Source organism: Shewanella sp. MBTL60-112-B2 (genome assembly GCF_019655055.1).
Classification (GTDB): Bacteria; Pseudomonadota; Gammaproteobacteria; order Enterobacterales; family Shewanellaceae; genus Shewanella.
This window is the reverse complement of the sequence record NZ_BPFA01000011.1, coordinates 79,416-97,553: the sequence shown is the minus strand read 5'-3', so window position 1 is coordinate 97,553 and position 18,138 is coordinate 79,416. Positions and strand designations below refer to the sequence as shown.

The 18,138-nt window shown below is 43.5% G+C and carries 15 protein-coding genes; 12 read left to right on the top strand and 3 right to left on the bottom strand.

Annotation, left to right across the window (positions count from 1 at the left end; genetic code table 11):
* The first annotated feature begins 26 nt into the window (after positions 1-26).
* Positions 27-599 (top strand): DUF4136 domain-containing protein, encoded by a 573-nt coding sequence (locus K5Q73_RS09255; RefSeq protein WP_220760336.1) that lies wholly within the window; start codon positions 27-29, stop codon positions 597-599.
* A 114-nt stretch (positions 600-713) separates the two neighbouring features.
* Here K5Q73_RS09255 and K5Q73_RS09250 read toward each other — a convergent pair whose 3' ends face one another.
* The gene (locus K5Q73_RS09250; RefSeq protein WP_220760338.1) at positions 714-1,532 is read right to left on the bottom strand and encodes a DUF2797 domain-containing protein; all 819 of its coding nucleotides are present in this window, start codon (positions 1,530-1,532) and stop codon (positions 714-716) included.
* A gap of 419 nt (positions 1,533-1,951) precedes the next feature.
* Between K5Q73_RS09250 and K5Q73_RS09245 the strand changes: the two genes are divergently transcribed.
* Positions 1,952-3,184 (top strand): hypothetical protein, encoded by a 1,233-nt coding sequence (locus K5Q73_RS09245; protein WP_220760340.1) that lies wholly within the window; start codon positions 1,952-1,954, stop codon positions 3,182-3,184.
* Between the two features lie 136 nt (positions 3,185-3,320).
* On the opposite strand, the gene K5Q73_RS09240 is transcribed toward K5Q73_RS09245, so the two are convergent.
* Positions 3,321-3,821, bottom strand: a complete 501-nt coding sequence (locus tag K5Q73_RS09240) for a glycine cleavage system protein R (protein ID WP_220760342.1) — start codon at positions 3,819-3,821, stop codon at positions 3,321-3,323.
* 284 nt (positions 3,822-4,105) lie between these two features.
* Here K5Q73_RS09240 and K5Q73_RS09235 point away from each other — a divergent pair, with 284 nt between their 5' ends.
* The 6 genes from K5Q73_RS09235 (at position 4,106) to K5Q73_RS09210 (ending at position 12,704) form a co-directional block, all read left to right on the top strand.
* Entirely contained in the window at positions 4,106-6,361 is a 2,256-nt protein-coding gene (locus K5Q73_RS09235; protein WP_220760344.1) for an ABC transporter permease subunit, read from the top strand.
* Between the two features lie 86 nt (positions 6,362-6,447).
* The gene (gene pstA / locus K5Q73_RS09230; protein WP_220760346.1) at positions 6,448-8,100 is read left to right on the top strand and encodes a phosphate ABC transporter permease PstA; all 1,653 of its coding nucleotides are present in this window, start codon (positions 6,448-6,450) and stop codon (positions 8,098-8,100) included.
* Between the two features lie 31 nt (positions 8,101-8,131).
* On the top strand, positions 8,132-8,950 hold the full coding sequence (gene pstB, locus K5Q73_RS09225; protein ID WP_220760348.1) for a phosphate ABC transporter ATP-binding protein PstB: 819 nt from the start codon (positions 8,132-8,134) through the stop codon (positions 8,948-8,950).
* 21 nt (positions 8,951-8,971) lie between these two features.
* The gene (gene phoU / locus K5Q73_RS09220; RefSeq protein WP_220760349.1) at positions 8,972-9,682 is read left to right on the top strand and encodes a phosphate signaling complex protein PhoU; all 711 of its coding nucleotides are present in this window, start codon (positions 8,972-8,974) and stop codon (positions 9,680-9,682) included.
* A gap of 571 nt (positions 9,683-10,253) precedes the next feature.
* Positions 10,254-12,239, top strand: a complete 1,986-nt coding sequence (locus tag K5Q73_RS09215; protein ID WP_220760466.1) for a BCCT family transporter — start codon at positions 10,254-10,256, stop codon at positions 12,237-12,239.
* Positions 12,240-12,341: 102 nt separating this feature from the next.
* The gene (locus K5Q73_RS09210; RefSeq protein WP_041410992.1) at positions 12,342-12,704 is read left to right on the top strand and encodes a YajD family HNH nuclease; all 363 of its coding nucleotides are present in this window, start codon (positions 12,342-12,344) and stop codon (positions 12,702-12,704) included.
* Positions 12,705-12,767: 63 nt separating this feature from the next.
* On the opposite strand, the gene K5Q73_RS09205 is transcribed toward K5Q73_RS09210, so the two are convergent.
* On the bottom strand, positions 12,768-13,019 hold the full coding sequence (locus K5Q73_RS09205; RefSeq protein ID WP_220760351.1) for a DUF1289 domain-containing protein: 252 nt from the start codon (positions 13,017-13,019) through the stop codon (positions 12,768-12,770).
* Positions 13,020-13,247: 228 nt separating this feature from the next.
* Between K5Q73_RS09205 and K5Q73_RS09200 the strand changes: the two genes are divergently transcribed.
* From K5Q73_RS09200 to K5Q73_RS09185, 4 genes are all read left to right on the top strand, one after another.
* Positions 13,248-14,423 (top strand): chemotaxis protein, encoded by a 1,176-nt coding sequence (locus K5Q73_RS09200; protein ID WP_220760353.1) that lies wholly within the window; start codon positions 13,248-13,250, stop codon positions 14,421-14,423.
* Positions 14,424-14,540: 117 nt separating this feature from the next.
* Positions 14,541-15,830 (top strand): methyltransferase, encoded by a 1,290-nt coding sequence (locus K5Q73_RS09195; protein WP_374706832.1) that lies wholly within the window; start codon positions 14,541-14,543, stop codon positions 15,828-15,830.
* Between the two features lie 260 nt (positions 15,831-16,090).
* Positions 16,091-17,140 carry a 3-oxoacyl-ACP synthase III gene (locus tag K5Q73_RS09190; RefSeq protein WP_220760355.1) on the top strand — a complete coding sequence of 350 codons (1,050 nt, stop codon included), beginning with the start codon at positions 16,091-16,093 and terminating at the stop codon, positions 17,138-17,140.
* A 90-nt stretch (positions 17,141-17,230) separates the two neighbouring features.
* Complete coding sequence (locus tag K5Q73_RS09185) at positions 17,231-18,136, top strand: alpha/beta fold hydrolase (protein ID WP_220760357.1); 906 nt, start codon at positions 17,231-17,233, stop codon at positions 18,134-18,136.
* Positions 18,137-18,138 lie beyond the last annotated feature (2 nt).

Genomic DNA, 18,138 nt, shown 5'->3' with positions numbered 1-18,138 from the left:
CGAGCTAAAAGAAGGATTTTCAACTTATGATTAAACAATATGTCTTACTGCTATTGAGTGGATTATTACTATTGGCAGGTTGCAGTACAACCGATAGTGCTGAAGCTGAGGTGGCGGCAACGCGTACGACTATGGTGACCACTGGCGATTTGACAATGCTAAGCCAATCTTCAAAAGCATTTTCCTGGCACCCGACTATGTTTGCTGTTCACGCCAGTGATGAGGTTGATAATGAGGTTGTGATTAAGCATATGCAAGCAGCGATTACTCAGGCAATGCAGGCAAAAGGTTACCATTTAGCCAAGTCTCATGAGACACCGAGTGTGTTAGTTGGTTTTGGCTTAGCACTTGAATCTGAAATGAGTGATAAAGAAATTTTGAAAAAGGCTGGCTTAGTGGCAGGCTTATCGACCGCAGGTGTTGATGATGAATATGAAAAAGGGTCTGTTTTAGTTGCGTTATTTTCTCCTTATAATCCTGTGCCAGTGTGGCGTGTATTAGCGCAAGGCTTTACCGATTTGGACAATAGTCCTCTGCAACGTGAGCAACGTTTCGAGCGTTTATTATCGACTATGCTTCAATCTGTACCCGCAGTTTAGTTTCTGAATCTTCACTTGAGTAACTCTATACTTATTATGAGTGATTAAATAAAAATGCCCTGCTAATGCGGGGCATTTTTATTGAGTTAAAATAAGCTATTTTATTAAAAACTTTTAGTAGCTGACACTTATCTCGTAAGAGCCAAATTTACGCATGTTGATTACGCCGGTATCGAAGATTAAATACTGGCCTTTTATGCCTTTCAAAATCCCAGATACTTCAGGGTTTTTATCAAAGTTATGCGAACTAATTTTGGTTGGAAACTCGCTTACTGGATAGTTAATCGCTTGAATTGGTTCATCGAGCTGCGACACTGCAAACTCACCGTGCTCAGAGGTGATCTCTTTTAAACGTTCGCTAATGTGCGGAATAAGCACTTCTGCTTGTTGTTTAAGATCCAGATCGTCAGCGTTACCCTTAAGCATAGTGCGCCAGTTAGTCTTATCTGCAATCATTTCAGCTAGCGCGGTTTCAATTAAACCTGATAGAAGACGAGTTTCAACTTTAAAAATAGGCAAACCTTGGGTAGCACCTTGGTCAATCCAGCGGGTAGGCAGCTGAGTGTGGCGGGTAATCCCCACCTTCACGCCAGAAGTATTAGATAAGTAGACATAGTGAGGTACAAAACAATTAGCCTCACCCCATGATGGCTCGCGGCAGGTGCCTGCTGCATAGTGACAAGTTTCAGGCTTCATGATGCACATGTCGCAACTTGCTAGCTTTTGCATGCATACGTAGCAGTGACCCTGAGAGTAACTCTTTTTGGTTTTCTTACCACAGCTACAGCAGAGGATTTTACCGGTATGAGTGAGCGTAAGTTGTTGACCAATTAATGGATTGAGATCCAATAACTCTTCGCCAACAGGCAGTTGATATTGCACCACGTTATTCTCATCTAAGTGGCTGCGCATTTTTCTTAATGTTCCAAGCATGACATTTCTATTTTTATCAATATTTGGCTTTAGTCTAACAGATTGTTAAGCCACATTTGGAATGGTTTTATCGATTGCTATTGATGAAATCCTTGATTGCTCTTCTTGATTTTATCCATTATCAACGATGTGTTCTTTCAAGCTTAAAGGTTAATAACTTTTGCTAGATTTCGGCGATGCTTGATAACTGCTCTTACTCACTTAATTTGCAAACCACTAGCTTAACGAATTGTCTAGGGAGAGTAACACTCTGTAATGTACATCTGTTCACCTTGAACATTTATTGCTGCGATACGGATTTAAAACTAAATATTTTCAGTCGTTTACGTCTTGGCTCGGGAGTTGCTACACCTTGGCTAGGATGTCCTTTAGTTAGCATGGGATAAGGGCATTAATTATCACTTCAAGGAGATAACCTAATGAACTTAACACTTTTCGACTCTGCTAGGTCATGTTGCCAAACTATGCTCATTGACGTAGTAAGGAGTAAATTTTTTAAACAATTGGCTTTACTGCTGGTTATCAGTGCTGTTCTCAGTCTTCAAGTTGTACGTTCAGATGCTGGATCACCCTCTGCAGGAGGATTTCAACCGCAAGAGTTTGCGGGAAATCCAACCTGTTCCGAATTTTTTAATAACGAAGATTTAAGAGAGCTAAAAGTTGAGCCTGTCTATGATGGTACATATTCGGATTATGATGGTGAGCTATCAGTCACTCTTGATGTACAAAAAGGCGCTAAAACATTGTCGTGGGACCAAGGAGACAGTGCCGTGATCATGCTTGGCGTATTTGTTAAAGGGGGGCCTGGAGGTAACCTTTATAATTACATGGGGTCGTTTACTAGCTCTGATGCTGGTTTACATGCGCCGGAAAAGGCAAGTAATAAATTCTATGGACTCAGTCATATTTCATTTTGTTACATACCAGGTAAGCCCGAATTGAAAGTTAATCTCACCTGTGAAGGCGGAACGCTTGTAGACGGTGGTAGTGCAATTAAATACGACTATTTACTTAAAGTAGAAAATACTGGTTCACTTCAATTATTTGATATTGTTGCGAAAACAGATGTTTCTGACGAGGAGTTTATCAAGGGCACGCTCGCTGTTGGTGAATCAAAAACATTTGACAGCTCTTTTATCACAGATATCAATGGGATTAGTGGTTCTGCGGAGGCTAAGGCTGCTGTTGAAAGTGGCGGTACAGTTATAGCCGGTGATAGCAACGAGTTTGACTGTCCAGTAGAAACATTCCCTGGCAAGTTGAATGTGACAAAAGAGTGCTCCACTGTCGTTGTGCAAAATGGTTACGGTGATTACGGCCTCCAAGTTAACTATGGAGGGGATGTTTGTAACGACTCAAATGTACTTATCAAGGATATCGTGGTTGAAGAGACCCACGGCAATATGACTGAAGTTATTCATATGGTCGACGTTCTTGCTCCTGGTGCTTGTGAAGATTACTCAGGTAACTATGTCCCTCTCCCTGAATTGAATGAGCTTCCTGAAGAGGGGGTTTCAGGCGATATGGTGAGAGCTTTCGTAGATACAGTAAAAGCAACTGGTGACACATTCTTTGGAGAAGCAGTAGAGTCTATGGAGGCTGAAGCGAGTTGTAAGCTTTGCCCTGATTGTCCAGAGTGTCCACAGCCTTAGAGAGTAAGTTGAGATACTTCGTTGAATTGAACCGCGCCCGCAGTGGTGCTGGTGCGGCCGATGACATTCCATTTCTATTGGCATTACTTGAAAGGTTATGCTAGCCAGAAAGTGTTAGCTCTGGCTAGCACTACAGTTACAGTGACAGATTATCGAGTACGACATCATCTCCAATACTGTGAAGGGATTGAGTTAACCGCTCACCATCGAGGGCATCTTTCATACTCACATTAAAATCTGCTCTAAATAGTGCAATCCCCGTATGACTTGCGCTTTCATAGCGAGTACTCATATGTTCGATATTAATACCGAGCGCACTAATCTTATTGGATATTTCATGTACTAAACCGGGTCTGTCGTATGCCACTAATGAGTAACTGACATGTTTATTTTTAGCTGGAGGCTTAGTGGTTTTGGCGTAGGTTAAGGATATTCCGTCTAGAAGCTCTAAACTTTCGATAAGTTCATCCCAGCTCGCGGAGGGGACCTCTAACAGTAATATCGCGGCAAAAATCCCATCTATATGGCGCAGTTCAGAGTCAAGCCAATGGCCACCATGGCGACTGACTGAATGAGCGATTTGTTCTACTAAGCCTTCTCTATCCTTTGCTTGCAGGGTAACTAGATATCTTAACATTTGATATTACTCCATTATTTATCATGCCAATGCGTATATTCTTGCTAGATCTTAAAGAGATAGACTCAGTTTCCCTAGTTTTTAGCACAAAAATTGATGCTAAATCGATCTGCTTTTAGTTCATCGCTGTAACACTAGTGTCATTTTTGCGTCATATAATGCTCAACATTAAAATACGAGTGCGTAGATGTTGTTATAAAACACTATATATCCCTAGTGTTAGCATAGTCGTTAATACAATCCCAGTTAAAATTTGACTGGCTTTATAATAATCGAGGTTCTTAATGGAAACTCAGGTATCTCAGCCTGGACCTGCTGCGAAAAACCTATTGATAAACAATGGTACTTCGCGCAGAGCAATCAAGGATAAAGCAGCACAAATTGGTGTCACCGTTGGTGGAACCATGGTATTTGTTGCGCTGCTACTGATCTTCTTTTATCTACTTTATGTGGTAAAGCCAATCTTCGATAGTGCGGAAGTTGCGCCTGTTGTGAGTGCTGAGTATCACGACAGCAAGCCAGCCTTAATGGTCGGTAGCGACGAGCAAAATGAAATCATGTATCGAGTATCACAACTTGGTAAGGTTGATTTTTATGATACACATACATCTCAGCTATTAAGAACTGAACAAATCAATACACCCGCGGGCACTCATGTGGTTAGTAGCTCTGCGGCCATGCCGAGTGAGCAACGTTTTGCATTAGGTTTAAATAATGGCCAGGTGATTATTGCAGGCGTCGAATTTGGGGTGACTTACCCAGATGATAAACGCTTAATCACACCAAAAGTTCGCTTTTCTAACGGCAATGAACCGTTAACCGTTGACTCTCAAGGACGTGCATTAAACAACTTAGTGTTCGACTATAGTAGCGACAAAATGAGCTTCGTGTATCAAACCGACGATAAAGTCTGGCATCTTTCTCGCCAAGAAGGTGAAGAAAACATGATGACAGAAGAGGTGGAGTGGCTGTCTTATCAAAGCACCATTCCTGATTCTCCGGTCAATGTTCAACAGCAGTTGATGACGCCAGATCAACGTCAACTGATTTTAAGCTCTGATAACAAGCTGTTCATCTACGATATCCGTGATGCTGAAGCGGTGCAATTGAGCCAAGTTCTGTCACTAGGGCGCGCAAACGCCAAGGTAACAAATGTGACCTTATTGGCCGGAGCTAGCTCATTACTGGTGAGTTATGATACTGGCTTAGTACAGCAGTATTTTCAGGTGAATGGAGAGCAAGGGCGTCAATATCAAGAGATACGAGACTTTAAAGGCAAGGGCGATATCAAAAGTGTGGCCTCTGAATTTTACCGTAAGAGTTTTGTTACCATTACAGAAAATGGCGAGCTAAGCCTACTTTACACTACCAGTGAAAGAAAACTCTTCTCCGAGAAATTCAGTCTTAATAATCCAGGTACAGTAGGATTTAGTCCACGTTCAAATGCGCTAATCGTTGAGGCGGAGGGTAAGCTGAACTTATTTAGCGTATCAAATACTCATCCAGAAGTATCTTGGAGCGCTATGTGGGAGAAGGTTTGGTACGAAGGTTATCCTGAACCAATGTATGTGTGGCAGTCGACATCAGGCTCTGACGATTTCGAAGCCAAACTAAGCTTAATGCCATTGGCATTTGGTACCATGAAAGCTGCGCTTTATGCCATGTTATTTGCTACGCCGTTAGCCATTGCTGGCGCCGTGTATACCGCTTACTTCATGTCGCCTAAAGTGCGCGCCATTGTTAAACCGACTATTGAGATCATGGAAGCGCTGCCTACGGTTATCTTGGGTTTCTTAGCGGGTCTATGGTTAGCTCCTCTCATTGAAGATAACTTGCCCGGGATCATCACCTTATTAGTGCTGCTTCCTGTCTCAATTTTAAGTACGGCCTTTGCTTGGCACAAGATGCCAGCCAACTGGAAACAACGTCTACCAGAGACTTATCAAGAGCTGATGCTGTTGCCTGTCATTATTTTTGTCGGTTGGTTCTCATTTGCAATTAGTCCCACTCTTGAGTTGGCTCTATTCGACGGTGATACCCGAATGTTTATCACTAACGAACTTGGGATCACCTTCGATCAGCGTAATGCCTTAGTAGTAGGTATTGCCATGGGCTTTGCGGTTATTCCTACGATTTTCTCTATTGCAGAAGATGCTGTGTTCTCTGTGCCACGTCACCTATCAAACGGAAGTTTGGCACTAGGGGCAACGACTTGGCAGACCCTAACGCGCGTCGTATTGCTTACGGCAAGCCCAGGTATTTTCTCTGCGGTCATGATGGGGCTTGGCCGCGCTGTCGGTGAGACCATGATTGTACTGATGGCGACAGGTAACACTGCGATTATGGAATGGAGTGTGTTTGAGGGAATGAGAACCCTAGCTGCAAACATCGCGGTAGAAATGCCTGAGTCAGCAATTGGTAGCTCCCACTATCGAGTGCTGTTCTTGGCTGCCTTTGTTTTATTTATCTTTACTTTCTTCTTCAACACGATTGCGGAAGTGGTGAGACAGCGTCTACGTGAACGTTACAGCTCACTTTAAACCCATTGTTATGGATGATAAGAAAATGATGTTTAATACAATTTCACTAAATGCTATTTCGGCAGTAGCCTTAAGAGGTTTAGCTAATGGGTAAGTGGTTTAAATCAGGTTCTCCTTGGATTTGGATGACCAGTGGCGCAGTAAGCGTGTGTTTGATTGCGGTACTTGGGCTTTTGCTGCTAATTGCCTGGCGTGGTCTGAGTTACTTCTGGCCTGCAGACATTTATCAGTGGGAGATGAAGAACCAACAAGGTGAGCGTTATACGCTTATTGGTGAAGTCTACGATAAAGAAGAAGTGCCAACAGAGCGCTTACTTGCTGCGGGACATAAGTTCGAGACCGAAGTCGGTGATACCGTGACCCGTTATTTGGTTAAGACTGGTAACCGTGAGTTCGTGGGACTGGATTTCCGTTGGATTTTGGCAACAGATATTATCTCTCGCTCACAGCCTGAAAACATTGCAGTTATCGAGCGCAGTAAAAATGGTGACTTTTATGGTTTCCCTGTGGCGATTATCGAAGATGGCAAGCGATTAACGTCACAAGATATCGAGGCTGATTTCCAATCTCACATCGATCGCGCCGTTGAGCTTAACGATGAAGCACTCGATATTCAAAAAGGATCGATTGGCTCGATTAACTATGATCTTGAGAATCTACGTTTAAAGTCACGTCGCTATGAGCTGGATAACGCATTAACAGAGACACGCAAAGCGGAAATTGAAGCTGCGCGTGCCAAGCTCAACGCCGAATATCTTATTGTAGAGAAGGAGTTCTTTGCACTTAAGACTGAAGCTGGCAGAGATTCTGTGGTTATTCGCGATATGCGCGGCGAAGAAGTGACACTCAAATTAGACACTATCTTAGATGTGACTTACGCCAACCGATTGGGGCTAATGGGTAGAATTGGCCACTGGTTTATTGGTGTGGGTAAGTTTGTTAGTGATGACCCACGTGAAGCAAACACCGAAGGTGGTGTTTTCCCTGCGATTTTCGGCACAGTGTTTATGGTGATGCTGATGGCTGTAATCGTGACGCCGTTCGGGGTTATCGCAGCTATCTACTTACATGAATATGCTAAAAAAGGCCCAATTACTAAGATGGTTCGCATCGCGGTGATTAATTTAGCCGGCGTACCATCAATTGTGTACGGTGTCTTTGGCCTCGGCTTCTTCGTATATATGTTTGGTGGCACATTAGATCAGTTGTTCTACCCTGAAGCGCTGCCCGCTCCGACATTTGGTTCACCAGGGGTGATCTGGTCAGCATTGACCTTGGCTATTTTAACCTTGCCTGTGGTGATTGTATCGACAGAGGAAGGCTTGAGTCGTATTCCAAGTTCAGTACGTCAAGGTAGCTTGGCACTCGGCGCGACAAAGGCTGAAACTCTGTGGCGCATTATTATCCCAATGGCAAGTCCTGCCATTATGACAGGTTTGATTCTGGCTGTTGCCCGTGCAGCAGGTGAGGTCGCACCTTTGATGTTGGTGGGTGTGGTAAAGCTTGCACCGACACTGCCAATAGACATGAATTTCCCATTTGTGCATCTAGAACGTAAGTTTATGCACTTAGGTTTCCATATCTATGATGTGGGATTCCAAAGCCCTAACGTAGAAGCAGCGCGTCCACTGGTATACGCTACTTCATTCCTTTTGGTCTCGGTAATTGTGGCACTTAATTTAACCGCCATCGGTGTACGAAACCACTTACGCGAAAAATATCGTTCGCTTGAGCACTAATTGACGATTATCCTAAGCAGTAGGAAAGAACATGATTTCAATAGATCAATCGGTAATGAAGACTGATATGCTAGACCTAGAAAACTTAACAGCAGAACAAACAGCCCTAGAGATCCGTAACCTAGATCTTAAATATGGTGATAAGCAGGCACTGTTCGATGTGTCTATGAAGATCCCTAAGAAAAAGGTGACGGCATTCATCGGCCCAAGTGGTTGTGGTAAGTCGACGTTACTTCGCTGTATTAACCGTATGAATGACCTGGTCGATAACTGCCATATTGGCGGTGAGATCATGTTACACGGACAGAATATTTACGATAAAAGGGTAGATGTGGCAGCGCTTCGTCGTAATGTCGGCATGGTGTTCCAGCGCCCTAATCCTTTCCCTAAGTCAATCTACGAAAATGTGGTGTACGGTTTGCGTCTGCAAGGCGTGAATAACCGCCGCGAGCTTGATGATGCCGCTGAGCGCTCACTGCGCGGTGCTGCAATCTGGGATGAAGTTAAAGACAGATTACACGACAATGCCTTTGGTTTGTCCGGTGGTCAGCAGCAGCGTCTTGTGATTGCACGCGCCATTGCCATTGAGCCAGAGGTGTTATTGCTCGATGAACCGACATCGGCGCTGGATCCGATTTCAACTTTGACCATTGAAGAGTTGATCACCGATCTTAAATCTAAATATACCGTAGTGATTGTGACGCATAACATGCAACAGGCTGCGCGAGTATCGGATCAAACTGCATTTATGTATATGGGCGAACTTATTGAATATGCTGACACCAACACCATATTCACCACGCCTAAGCAGAAGAAAACCGAAGATTATATTACTGGCCGTTACGGTTAATAGAGATAGGGAATAACTGCAATGGAAAACATGAATTTAAACAAACATATCTCGGGTCAGTTTAACGCTGAGTTGGATGATATTCGCAATCGAGTGCTGGCAATGGGAGGCCTAGTAGAGCGTCAACTAGAGCAGTCATTAGATGCGTTAAGTGCTCTAGATGCTGAGCTCGCTCAAAAGGTGATAGATGGTGACCACAAGGTCAATGGCATGGAAGTGGCTATTGATGAAGAGTGTACCCGTATCATCGCTAAGCGTCAGCCAGCAGCAAGTGATTTGCGTCTAGTGTTAGCCATTTCTAAAACCATTACCGATCTTGAGCGCATTGGTGATGCTTGCGTGAAGATTGCTAAAGCGGCAATGGATAAGCGTTCTAAGAATCAACAACCTCTGCTTGTCAGTATCGAAAACATGGGGCGTCATGCTACCCGTACTTTGCACTCAACACTTGACGCATTAGCGCGTATGGATGCCGATGTGGCGTTTGAGTTGCACAAAGAAGACAGCAAACTAGACAAAGAATATGAAGGCATTATTCGTCAGTTGATGACTTACATGATGGCGGATCCGCGTTCAATTCCTGAAGTGTTAGATGTACTTTGGGCTGCCCGTGCAGTAGAACGTGTGGGTGACCGTTGTCAGAACATTTGTGAGTACATCATCTACTATGTGAAGGGCAAAGATGTGCGCCATATCTCTTATGAAGAGATGGAAAAAGATTTAAACCTTTAAGGTTTTTGAGCATTTGTTTGCCAATCCAATCTAAATGTTAAAAAATCGCAATGCGATTGAGTTCACGTTTTCCATTAAATGTTGACTTAACTTAAACAAAAAAGCAGCGATAAGCTGCTTTTTATGTTTATGCGCTATAGACGAAATCATTAACACGGGAAATAATGTATGGTGTAAGTAAATATTGTGTTGTTATAACCCGTACGTCAAATTCTATTTAATAGCTGAGCTACCCTCTAACAGGGCATTCTAGGGTTTAGCTATTCAATGTGATTTGTGTGCCTTTCACGGTAAGTAAGTGCTTATGTTCTAGTTGACCTTGGTTACTAGGCATAAGGTAATTATTTACCATGATTGGTATTAGATGTTAATTAACCAAAAGACTCATCTATATTAAAGATAAGCCTCTAGGTTTTATGAACATCTCTAAGGTGAGTATTACTTACGGGTTTAACAACAAAAAATAATCCCGCCAGTGTATTTTTATATTAGATAATACGCTTTAACCTCTGGCGGCCCTGTCACGTAAAGCTAGAATTAGTGCGTGTACTTCATTAATCGCGGTAACTATATGTCGATAAAATCGAGTATTAATCCACCTGTTTTTTTCTCTTCAGTCATTTTAATAACTTTAATGGTCGCAGTTTGCGCCATTTGGCCCACTCAGTCACAAGATGTATTTAAAACAGCCCAATCATGGTTCGAGCTTAAAGCTGGTTGGCTATACATTTTGGGCGTAGCGGTATTTCTTATCTTTATCATTTTCGTGATGGTTAGCCGTTTTGGTGACATCAAACTAGGCCCTGATCACGCTGAGCCTGACTACACCTATAAGAGCTGGATTGCAATGCTGTTTTCAGCAGGCATGGGGATAGGCTTGATGTTCTTCGGTGTGGCAGAGCCTGTGATGCACTACATGTCACCGCCTGATGCGGACCCATTAACGATTCAAGCGGCAAAAGATGCCATGAAGATCACCTTCTTTCACTGGGGAGTTCATGCATGGGCTATTTATGCGGTAGTGGCATTAAGTTTGGCATATTTCTCATATCGTCATAAGTTACCTTTGCTGCCAAGAAGTGCCTTGTATCCGTTAATTGGTGACAAAATTTATGGCCCAATTGGTCATGCTGTCGATACCTTTGCGGTACTTGGTACCATGTTCGGTGTCGCTACCTCATTAGGCTTTGGTGTACTACAGCTTAACTCCGGACTTAACTATCTTTTAGGTGTGCCTGTTAGCACGACTGTTCAAGTCGGTTTGATCATCGGCGTGTGTCTAATTGCTACCGTATCGGTATTCTCAGGTCTAGACAAAGGCGTAAAGCGCTTAAGTGAATTAAACCTGCTGCTAGCAGTACTGCTGTTATTGTTTGTGCTTGTATTTGGTCCAACGGTTGAACTTTTGCAAGCATTTGTTCAAAACACCGGTGCGTACTTAAGTGATATCGTCGGTAAGACATTTAACTTATATGCTTACGAGCAGAAGAATGACTGGATTGGTGGTTGGACGTTACTTTACTGGGGCTGGTGGATCTCATGGTCTCCATTTGTCGGTACTTTTATTGCTCGTGTTTCTCGCGGACGTACCATTCGTGAATTTTTAGTGGGTGTATTGTTTGTACCGTCTGCGCTGACCTTCCTGTGGATGACAGGCTTTGGTAATAGCGCGATTGATGTGATTTCAAATGGCGGAACCTATCTGTCTGACGCAGTATCATCTGATGTATCGGTTGCTCTGTTCGTATTTTTTGAGCATTTACCGTTCTCAACCTTGCTGTCGACGATTGCACTGTGTCTAGTTGTTACTTTCTTCGTGACATCATCAGACTCAGGCTCATTGGTTATTGATAACCTGACATCGGGTGGCGATCATAACGCGCCTGTATGGCAGCGTATTTTTTGGGCCTTAATGCAAGGTGTGGTGGCATCGGTGCTATTGTTAGCTGGTGGCTTACAAGCCCTACAAACCGCAGCTATTGCCAGTGCGCTACCTTTCTTAATCGTGATGTTATTGATGTGTTTTGGTCTGTACAAAGCGCTTAAAGATGACTGGCTTAAGATCAACAGCGTTCAGTCTCATAATACTAGCGTGCAGTTCACTAAAACCAATGTAAGTTGGGAATCACATATCGATGTCTTGCTGTCTCACCCAAGTCAGCAAGAAGCCCAAGACTTCTTAGATGATGTCGCACAACCAGCATTATCAAAAGTATGTGAAAGCTTCCTAAGTCGCTCGATTTCGGCAGAGATCTTAAACTTCGACAATCGTGTGCGTTTCGTGGTCCATAGTGAAGAGCATAATGACTTTGTTTACGGCCTACGTATTCGTGCTTATACCATTTCGAATCCGTTAGACAGTGATGTTAGTAATGATGATGGTGATAACTTCTACTACCGTGTAGAAGTGTTCTTAGAGCACGGCGGTCAGCACTATGACGTGATGGGCTTTACTCAAGAACAGATCTTGGCGGATGTGGTGACTCAGTATGAGAAATACTTACATTACTTACACCTATCAAGTTCAGAGTATCTAAGCAGTGAAACTAACGCTTAGTCGCCATTATTGGTAAAACGTTAGTCAGTAATTTGCAGTGAAACTTCCCTAGAGTCAGTGATACAATTGGCTCTAGGTAACAAACTTTAAATGAGAAAGAGCATGTCGACCAATCAAGGGCAAAGTAAGTTAGATAGAGTATTGGCTGAGGCTAGAGAATATAAAGCAAAGCGTGAAGTCGGTTATCGTGAACAGGCGCTTAAACTCTATCCATGGGTTTGTGGTCGTTGTACTCGAGAATTTAACAATGCCAACCTAAGAGAGTTGACGGTACATCATCGCGATCATAATCACGATAATAACCCATCAGATGGCTCTAACTGGGAGCTGTTATGTCTTTACTGCCATGACAACGAACACTCAAAGTTTGAAGAGTTGATTCAATATGGCTCAACCACTGAAACTAAAGTGGAAGCAGCGACTTATAATCCGTTTGCGGATTTAAAGAGTATGCTGAAAAAGTAGTCGCGACAGCTTTTTATCAAAAGTAACTTATAAAAGAGCCGCTTATAGCGGCTTTTTTGTTTTCTACAGGCTCTCGTCTGGCTTAGCTGGCTTTAATCTTTGCTCTGCTTCTAGCCATTTAGCTCTGCTCAAAATAGCGCTATTTTGCCCACCTTGCATCAAGGCTTTTCGCTCAGTTAGACTTTGCCAGATTTGAGATTTTCGCTCATCGCTAGCACTTCCCCAACCGACAATCTCATCGATATGACGATAGCAACCCATACAATAATCTTCATCATTTAGGCCACATTGGGCTACACAAGGTGATTGCTTCATAAAGTAAGGTATCAGATTTGTTGTTCGAATTTGCGGCAGATTTTAAGTTAGCTAGAATTAGCTTACAAGTGAAAATAGTTTAAAGCGGGCAGAGAACCCTATTTATCAAAGCTGTTAATAAGCGATAGTAGACATAGCGATAGGTATTGTAGATATGCAGTGTTAGAATTATTTCTTAGGTATATTTTACCAAAATATTCAATGAATTGTGTGATTTTTGGAGGAGTTATGAAGGCGATGTTTCGCTTTTGTTTGTTAGCTGTTGTGGCAACACTAACGAGCGCTTGTTCACTGTTAGAAATTAAGTTGGAAAGTGGTATTGAACCTCTGCCAAAAGATCAGCTTAACATGCGGGTGTTTAGCCGCGATTTCAGTACCGTTTTTTATAGTCAGGTTGAGAGTGCTGCGGATCTTATCGAACGCAATACCGACAGTATTCCTATCCAGTCTAATACCTTGATGTGGAAAATTAATGCCGAGCAAAATCTGCAGCATACGATTTTCCAAGCCTCGCCAACTGCAGCTATGGTCGATACCTGGGTTTTTACCGAGCAGATGTTACAGTTCTTTGAAAGTGGAGCAGGCAAAAATCTGTTTGCAGAACAGCAGCAAGTTGCTGTAGACGCGAGTATTAAATTACGCGATCAATTCGAGCGTACTATTAAGAAGTTTGGCACCGCCAACTTTAAAAAGAACCAAGAATTTGTACAGCAATATGTTGCCAGCCATCCTATTAAAGATATGGCATTTGCCCGTGAGTCGGCGTTTACCGATTGGTTGGAATTCCATCAAATCAGCGAGTTTGATGCCATCACTACTTTTGGTACTGTGCCGGAAGTGATGAGTGACATCTCGGACAGAATGGCGATGATAGCCGAGCAGATGCCTAAGATTTTGGGTTGGAAGGCTGAGCTTTATGCCTTGCATTCAAATATTAATGCCGATGAAATTCAGCGAACCTTAATGAGCATCAGTGATACTTCGGCTAAGTTTCAGCAATTAATGGCGCAAAGCCCTGAGATGATGCAGAGCTTAGCTGTCGATATGCGTACAGAATTGACGCCTCTACTAGCAGAGTTGAGTGCGACAACGGACGATAAGCTTAATCAACTGTCGGTAGAGCGTCAGGCATTAGAGCTTATGGTTAAAAATGAGCGTATGGCGCTTGAAGCTATGGTGGCTCGCGAGCGTGCCGCGGTCGCTGTTGATTTAGAGCAGTTATCTCAGCGCACGGTTGAAGTGGTGTTTCAAGAGATAACTAAAACGCTAAAGAGCCTGATTTTATACTTTGTACTCTTCTTAGTGGTGGTCTTCTTTGCTCCGCTAGGCCTAGGTGTCTGGTTAGGTAAACGCATGCAACTAAAGAAACAAGCTAGCAGCGCTACTCAAGAGCAAAAAGCCTAAAGGTATATTGCCTTCACATGTTAAACTGACGAGCACCTACTGACGGTGCTCGTTTTGTTTTCGTGGCTTCTATTTTAGCCGATATCACAGCCTACTAACTGTAACTGCCTATTAAAGATGAAAAAAACTGCCGAGCAAACTCCAAATTTTGATATGAACAATATGCTTAATGCTGCTGCACAGCTTAGACAGATCGATGATTTATTAACTAGCAGTCAGGCATTGTGGCGTTGTCGGAGCTTTGAATGCCAACAATTACCTTGGAGCCAAGCGTTTCCTCATTTAGCCGAGGCAGTTTGGCAACTAAGTGATGACTCACTTGAATCAATCGATGCATGCCAACAGAGGCTTAATCGAGCACTGCTACCAGCATTGGCTGCAGATTTAAATGCTCAAGGCGTGCAGTGGCCATTAGCGTTATTTGAGCAATCTGCCATCGGCGCAGAGATCACTGATTCAATAACAGAAAGTCATCCACAATCATTACTCAAGGCTGAGGATGAACCACATTTTAGCGCTCATATTAAAGGCCGTAAGTGGCAGCAGATTAATGCCTTTGTTGCCAAACTACCTTATGAAAATACTCCGGTACTGGAGTGGTGCGCAGGAAAGGGGCATTTGGGGCGTTTGATTGCCAAGGCGCATCATAGAGAGGTCGTCAGCCTTGAGTGGCAGCAAAGCCTATGTGAAGCTGGTGAGCAATTTGCGGCTAAATGGCAGTTGCCGCAAACTTTTATTTGCGCAGATGCCTTTGCAGGGCAAAGTGAGCAATTACACACCGAGCTGCTAGCGGTAGCGCTGCATGCTTGTGGTGATTTACATGTAAAGCTACTGCAACACGCAAGTGAAGCGGGGACTAAGCAGTTAGTGATCTCTCCTTGTTGTTACCATTTAATTCAAGCGAAGCAGTACCAACCGCTCTCTAGAGTCGCTAAAAGTAGTGCACTAACATTGAACCGTGCCGACTTGCAGCTTCCTCTACAGCAAAGTGTTATCGCCAACGATAAACATAAAGGCTACAGATTACAGGAGATGGCTTGGCGTTTAGGTTTTGACGCGCTGCAACGTAAGGTGCGTGGTTGTAATGAGTACCTGCCAGTCCCTGCAGTAAAACAGAGCCAGTTAAATGGAGGCTTTAGCGATTTTTGTTTATGGGCTGCAGAGGCGAAAGGGGTAATATTAGCAACTGATATTGATTTTCAAGCCTATCAGGCAATTGGTGAGCAGCGTCAACGCTTAACTCGGCGAGTTGATCTGGTGGCTCATCTTTTTAGGGCTCTACTTGAGCAGTGGCTATTACTTGACAGAGTTTGCTTTCTTCAAGAGCGAGGTTACAAAGTTGAGCTGAGTGAATTTTGTTCAAACAGTATTACACCACGAAACGCGTTAATTCACGCATTTAAATAGAATTTTCACAGTAATTTAATTTAATCTTGTCGTAACAAATTGTTTATTAAGTTGTAATTAAGTTAGCTGTGATTGAATCCGCCGCCAGAGTGACGCCATTTTACGAGTAAAGCCTAGGTTCGATTGGATTAAAACATCTCAGCAATGAGGTTTTTTATTGAATCATCGGCTTTTTCTTGCTCAAATGGCTGGTTAATAATAAATAACAATCTAGATAGGCTGTAAATCCGCCAATCTTGTGAGCGATTAAAAGCAGTTTCATGAAATATTCCCGCGTTTTTATTAATAGTATGGCCTACGAGCTAGCGCCTGAAGTTGTGTCGACTTCGGAACTAGAGTCTCGTTTAGCGCCTTTATACCAAAAATTCCGTATTCCAATGGGGCAGCTTGCCACCTTAACCGGGATCCATGAAAGACGCTGGTGGCCTAAAGGGCACCGTTTATCCGATGGTGCTCTAGCCGCGGCCCATAAGGCTATCGATGAAACGGGCGTACAGATCAGCGATCTGGGCGCAGTAGTCTATACCGGAGTGTGTCGTGACCAACACGAGCCTGCTACGGCATGTCGTATCGCTGCAAAGCTTGGAGTCTCTAAAGACACCGCGATTTACGATATTAGCAATGCCTGTCTTGGCGTGCTTTCCGGCATTTTAGATATCGCAAATCGCATCGAGCTTGGCCAAATTAAAGCCGGTCTGGTAGTTTCTTGTGAATCGGCTCGTCATATTGTTGATATCACAATCGATAAGATGCTGGCTGAGCCTACCATGCAAAATTACGCCCAGTCTTTGGCAACCTTAACCGGTGGCTCAGGTGCAGTGGCGGTATTGCTTACAGATGGCAGTTTAAATCTCAAAGGTAACCGTCATCATCAACTTCTAGGGGCAAGCCACTTGTCAGCACCTGAACACTACGACTTGTGTCAATGGGGCTTAGAAGAAGCGGGTCCACAACTGTACCGTGAGTTTATGCGTACCAATGGCGTGGCATTGCTTAAAGAAGGCGTTGAGCTTGCTCGTCATACCTGGAGTCACTTCCTTGAGCAGCGTAACTGGTTGGTTGAACAAGTCGATAAGGTTATCTGCCATCAGGTTGGCGCCTCAAACCGTCGTAATGTTTTGAATGCGTTAAACATCCCAGAAGAAAAAGAGTTTCCAACCTATAAGCTCCTTGGCAACATGGGCACGGTTTCACTGCCTGTTACTGCGGCAATGGCTCACGATCAAGGTTTCTTGAAAAGTGGCGATCAAGTGAGCTTCTTAGGCATAGGCAGTGGTTTGAACTGCATGATGTTAGGCCTTAAGTGGTAATAAAATTAAGCCTACGGCTTATTGCGTAGGCTTTTTTATTTCCTCGGCTAACCCAGTTACACCTTAAGTATAAGAATGATAGGAAACGTCATGCTAGACACCCTGCACCCATTTAAGCGCAATTATTTAGACAGAAATGGCAACAAGCTACAGTATGTGAACGAAGGCCAAGGTGAGCCAGTAGTTATGGTTCACGGCAATCCTAGTTGGTCTTTTTATTACCGAAACCTTATTAGCGCATTAAGCGATAAGCATCAGTGTATCGTACCGGATCATATTGGTTGCGGCTTATCAGATAAGCCTGACGACAGTGGCTATGACTACACCCTTAAAAATCGTATCGATGATCTAGAAGCCTTACTCGAACACTTAGGTGTAAAAGAAAATATCACTCTAGTCGTACACGACTGGGGCGGCATGATAGGCATGGGCTATGCGGCGCGTTACCCTGAACGCATCAAGCGTTTGGTTATTCTCAATACCGGTGCCTTCCACCTACCGGTTAGCAAGCCGTTCCCATGGGCGCTATCAATTTGCCGTAATACCATGTTGGGTACATTCTTGGTTCGTGGTTTTAACGCTTTTTCATCGGCAGCATCTTATGTTGGCGTAAAGCGTAAGCCGATGCATAAAGACATCCGTGAAGCCTATGTCGCACCGTTTAACTCTTGGGCTAACCGAATTTCAACTTTGCGTTTTGTGCAGGATATTCCGTTAAAGCCAGGCGATCGCAACTATGATTTGGTATCTGATATCGCTGCGAGCTTAAGTCAATTTCAAAATGTGCCAACAGTGATCTGTTGGGGGCTACAAGATTTTGTATTCGATAAGCACTTCTTAACTGAGTGGAAGCAGAGAATGCCTCACGCAGAGGTGCATGAGTTTGCCGATTGTGGTCACTATATTTTGGAAGATGCCAGTGACGAAGTGATTGGCCACATTAAAGCCTTTATGGAAAAAACTGAAAAGCAAACTCCCACAGAATCGGTAGCTTAAAC

Bases quoted from the DNA above. Each gene is read 5' to 3' on its own strand.
- K5Q73_RS09190 (WP_220760355.1), top strand. From the start codon at position 16,091: ATGAAATATTCCCGCGTTTTTATTAATAGTATGGCCTACGAGCTAGCG.
- K5Q73_RS09245 (WP_220760340.1), top strand. From the start codon at position 1,952: ATGAACTTAACACTTTTCGACTCTGCTAGGTCATGTTGCCAAACTATG.
- K5Q73_RS09210 (WP_041410992.1), top strand. From the start codon at position 12,342: ATGTCGACCAATCAAGGGCAAAGTAAGTTAGATAGAGTATTGGCTGAG.
- K5Q73_RS09255 (WP_220760336.1), top strand. From the start codon at position 27: ATGATTAAACAATATGTCTTACTGCTATTGAGTGGATTATTACTATTG.
- pstB (WP_220760348.1), top strand. From the start codon at position 8,132: ATGATTTCAATAGATCAATCGGTAATGAAGACTGATATGCTAGACCTA.
- pstA (WP_220760346.1), top strand. From the start codon at position 6,448: ATGGGTAAGTGGTTTAAATCAGGTTCTCCTTGGATTTGGATGACCAGT.
- K5Q73_RS09240 (WP_220760342.1), bottom strand. From the start codon at position 3,821: ATGTTAAGATATCTAGTTACCCTGCAAGCAAAGGATAGAGAAGGCTTA.
- K5Q73_RS09195 (WP_374706832.1), top strand. From the start codon at position 14,541: ATGAAAAAAACTGCCGAGCAAACTCCAAATTTTGATATGAACAATATG.
- K5Q73_RS09185 (WP_220760357.1), top strand. From the start codon at position 17,231: ATGCTAGACACCCTGCACCCATTTAAGCGCAATTATTTAGACAGAAAT.
- K5Q73_RS09215 (WP_220760466.1), top strand. From the start codon at position 10,254: ATGTCGATAAAATCGAGTATTAATCCACCTGTTTTTTTCTCTTCAGTC.
- phoU (WP_220760349.1), top strand. From the start codon at position 8,972: ATGGAAAACATGAATTTAAACAAACATATCTCGGGTCAGTTTAACGCT.
- K5Q73_RS09235 (WP_220760344.1), top strand. From the start codon at position 4,106: ATGGAAACTCAGGTATCTCAGCCTGGACCTGCTGCGAAAAACCTATTG.
- K5Q73_RS09205 (WP_220760351.1), bottom strand. From the start codon at position 13,019: ATGAAGCAATCACCTTGTGTAGCCCAATGTGGCCTAAATGATGAAGAT.
- K5Q73_RS09200 (WP_220760353.1), top strand. From the start codon at position 13,248: ATGAAGGCGATGTTTCGCTTTTGTTTGTTAGCTGTTGTGGCAACACTA.
- K5Q73_RS09250 (WP_220760338.1), bottom strand. From the start codon at position 1,532: ATGCTTGGAACATTAAGAAAAATGCGCAGCCACTTAGATGAGAATAAC.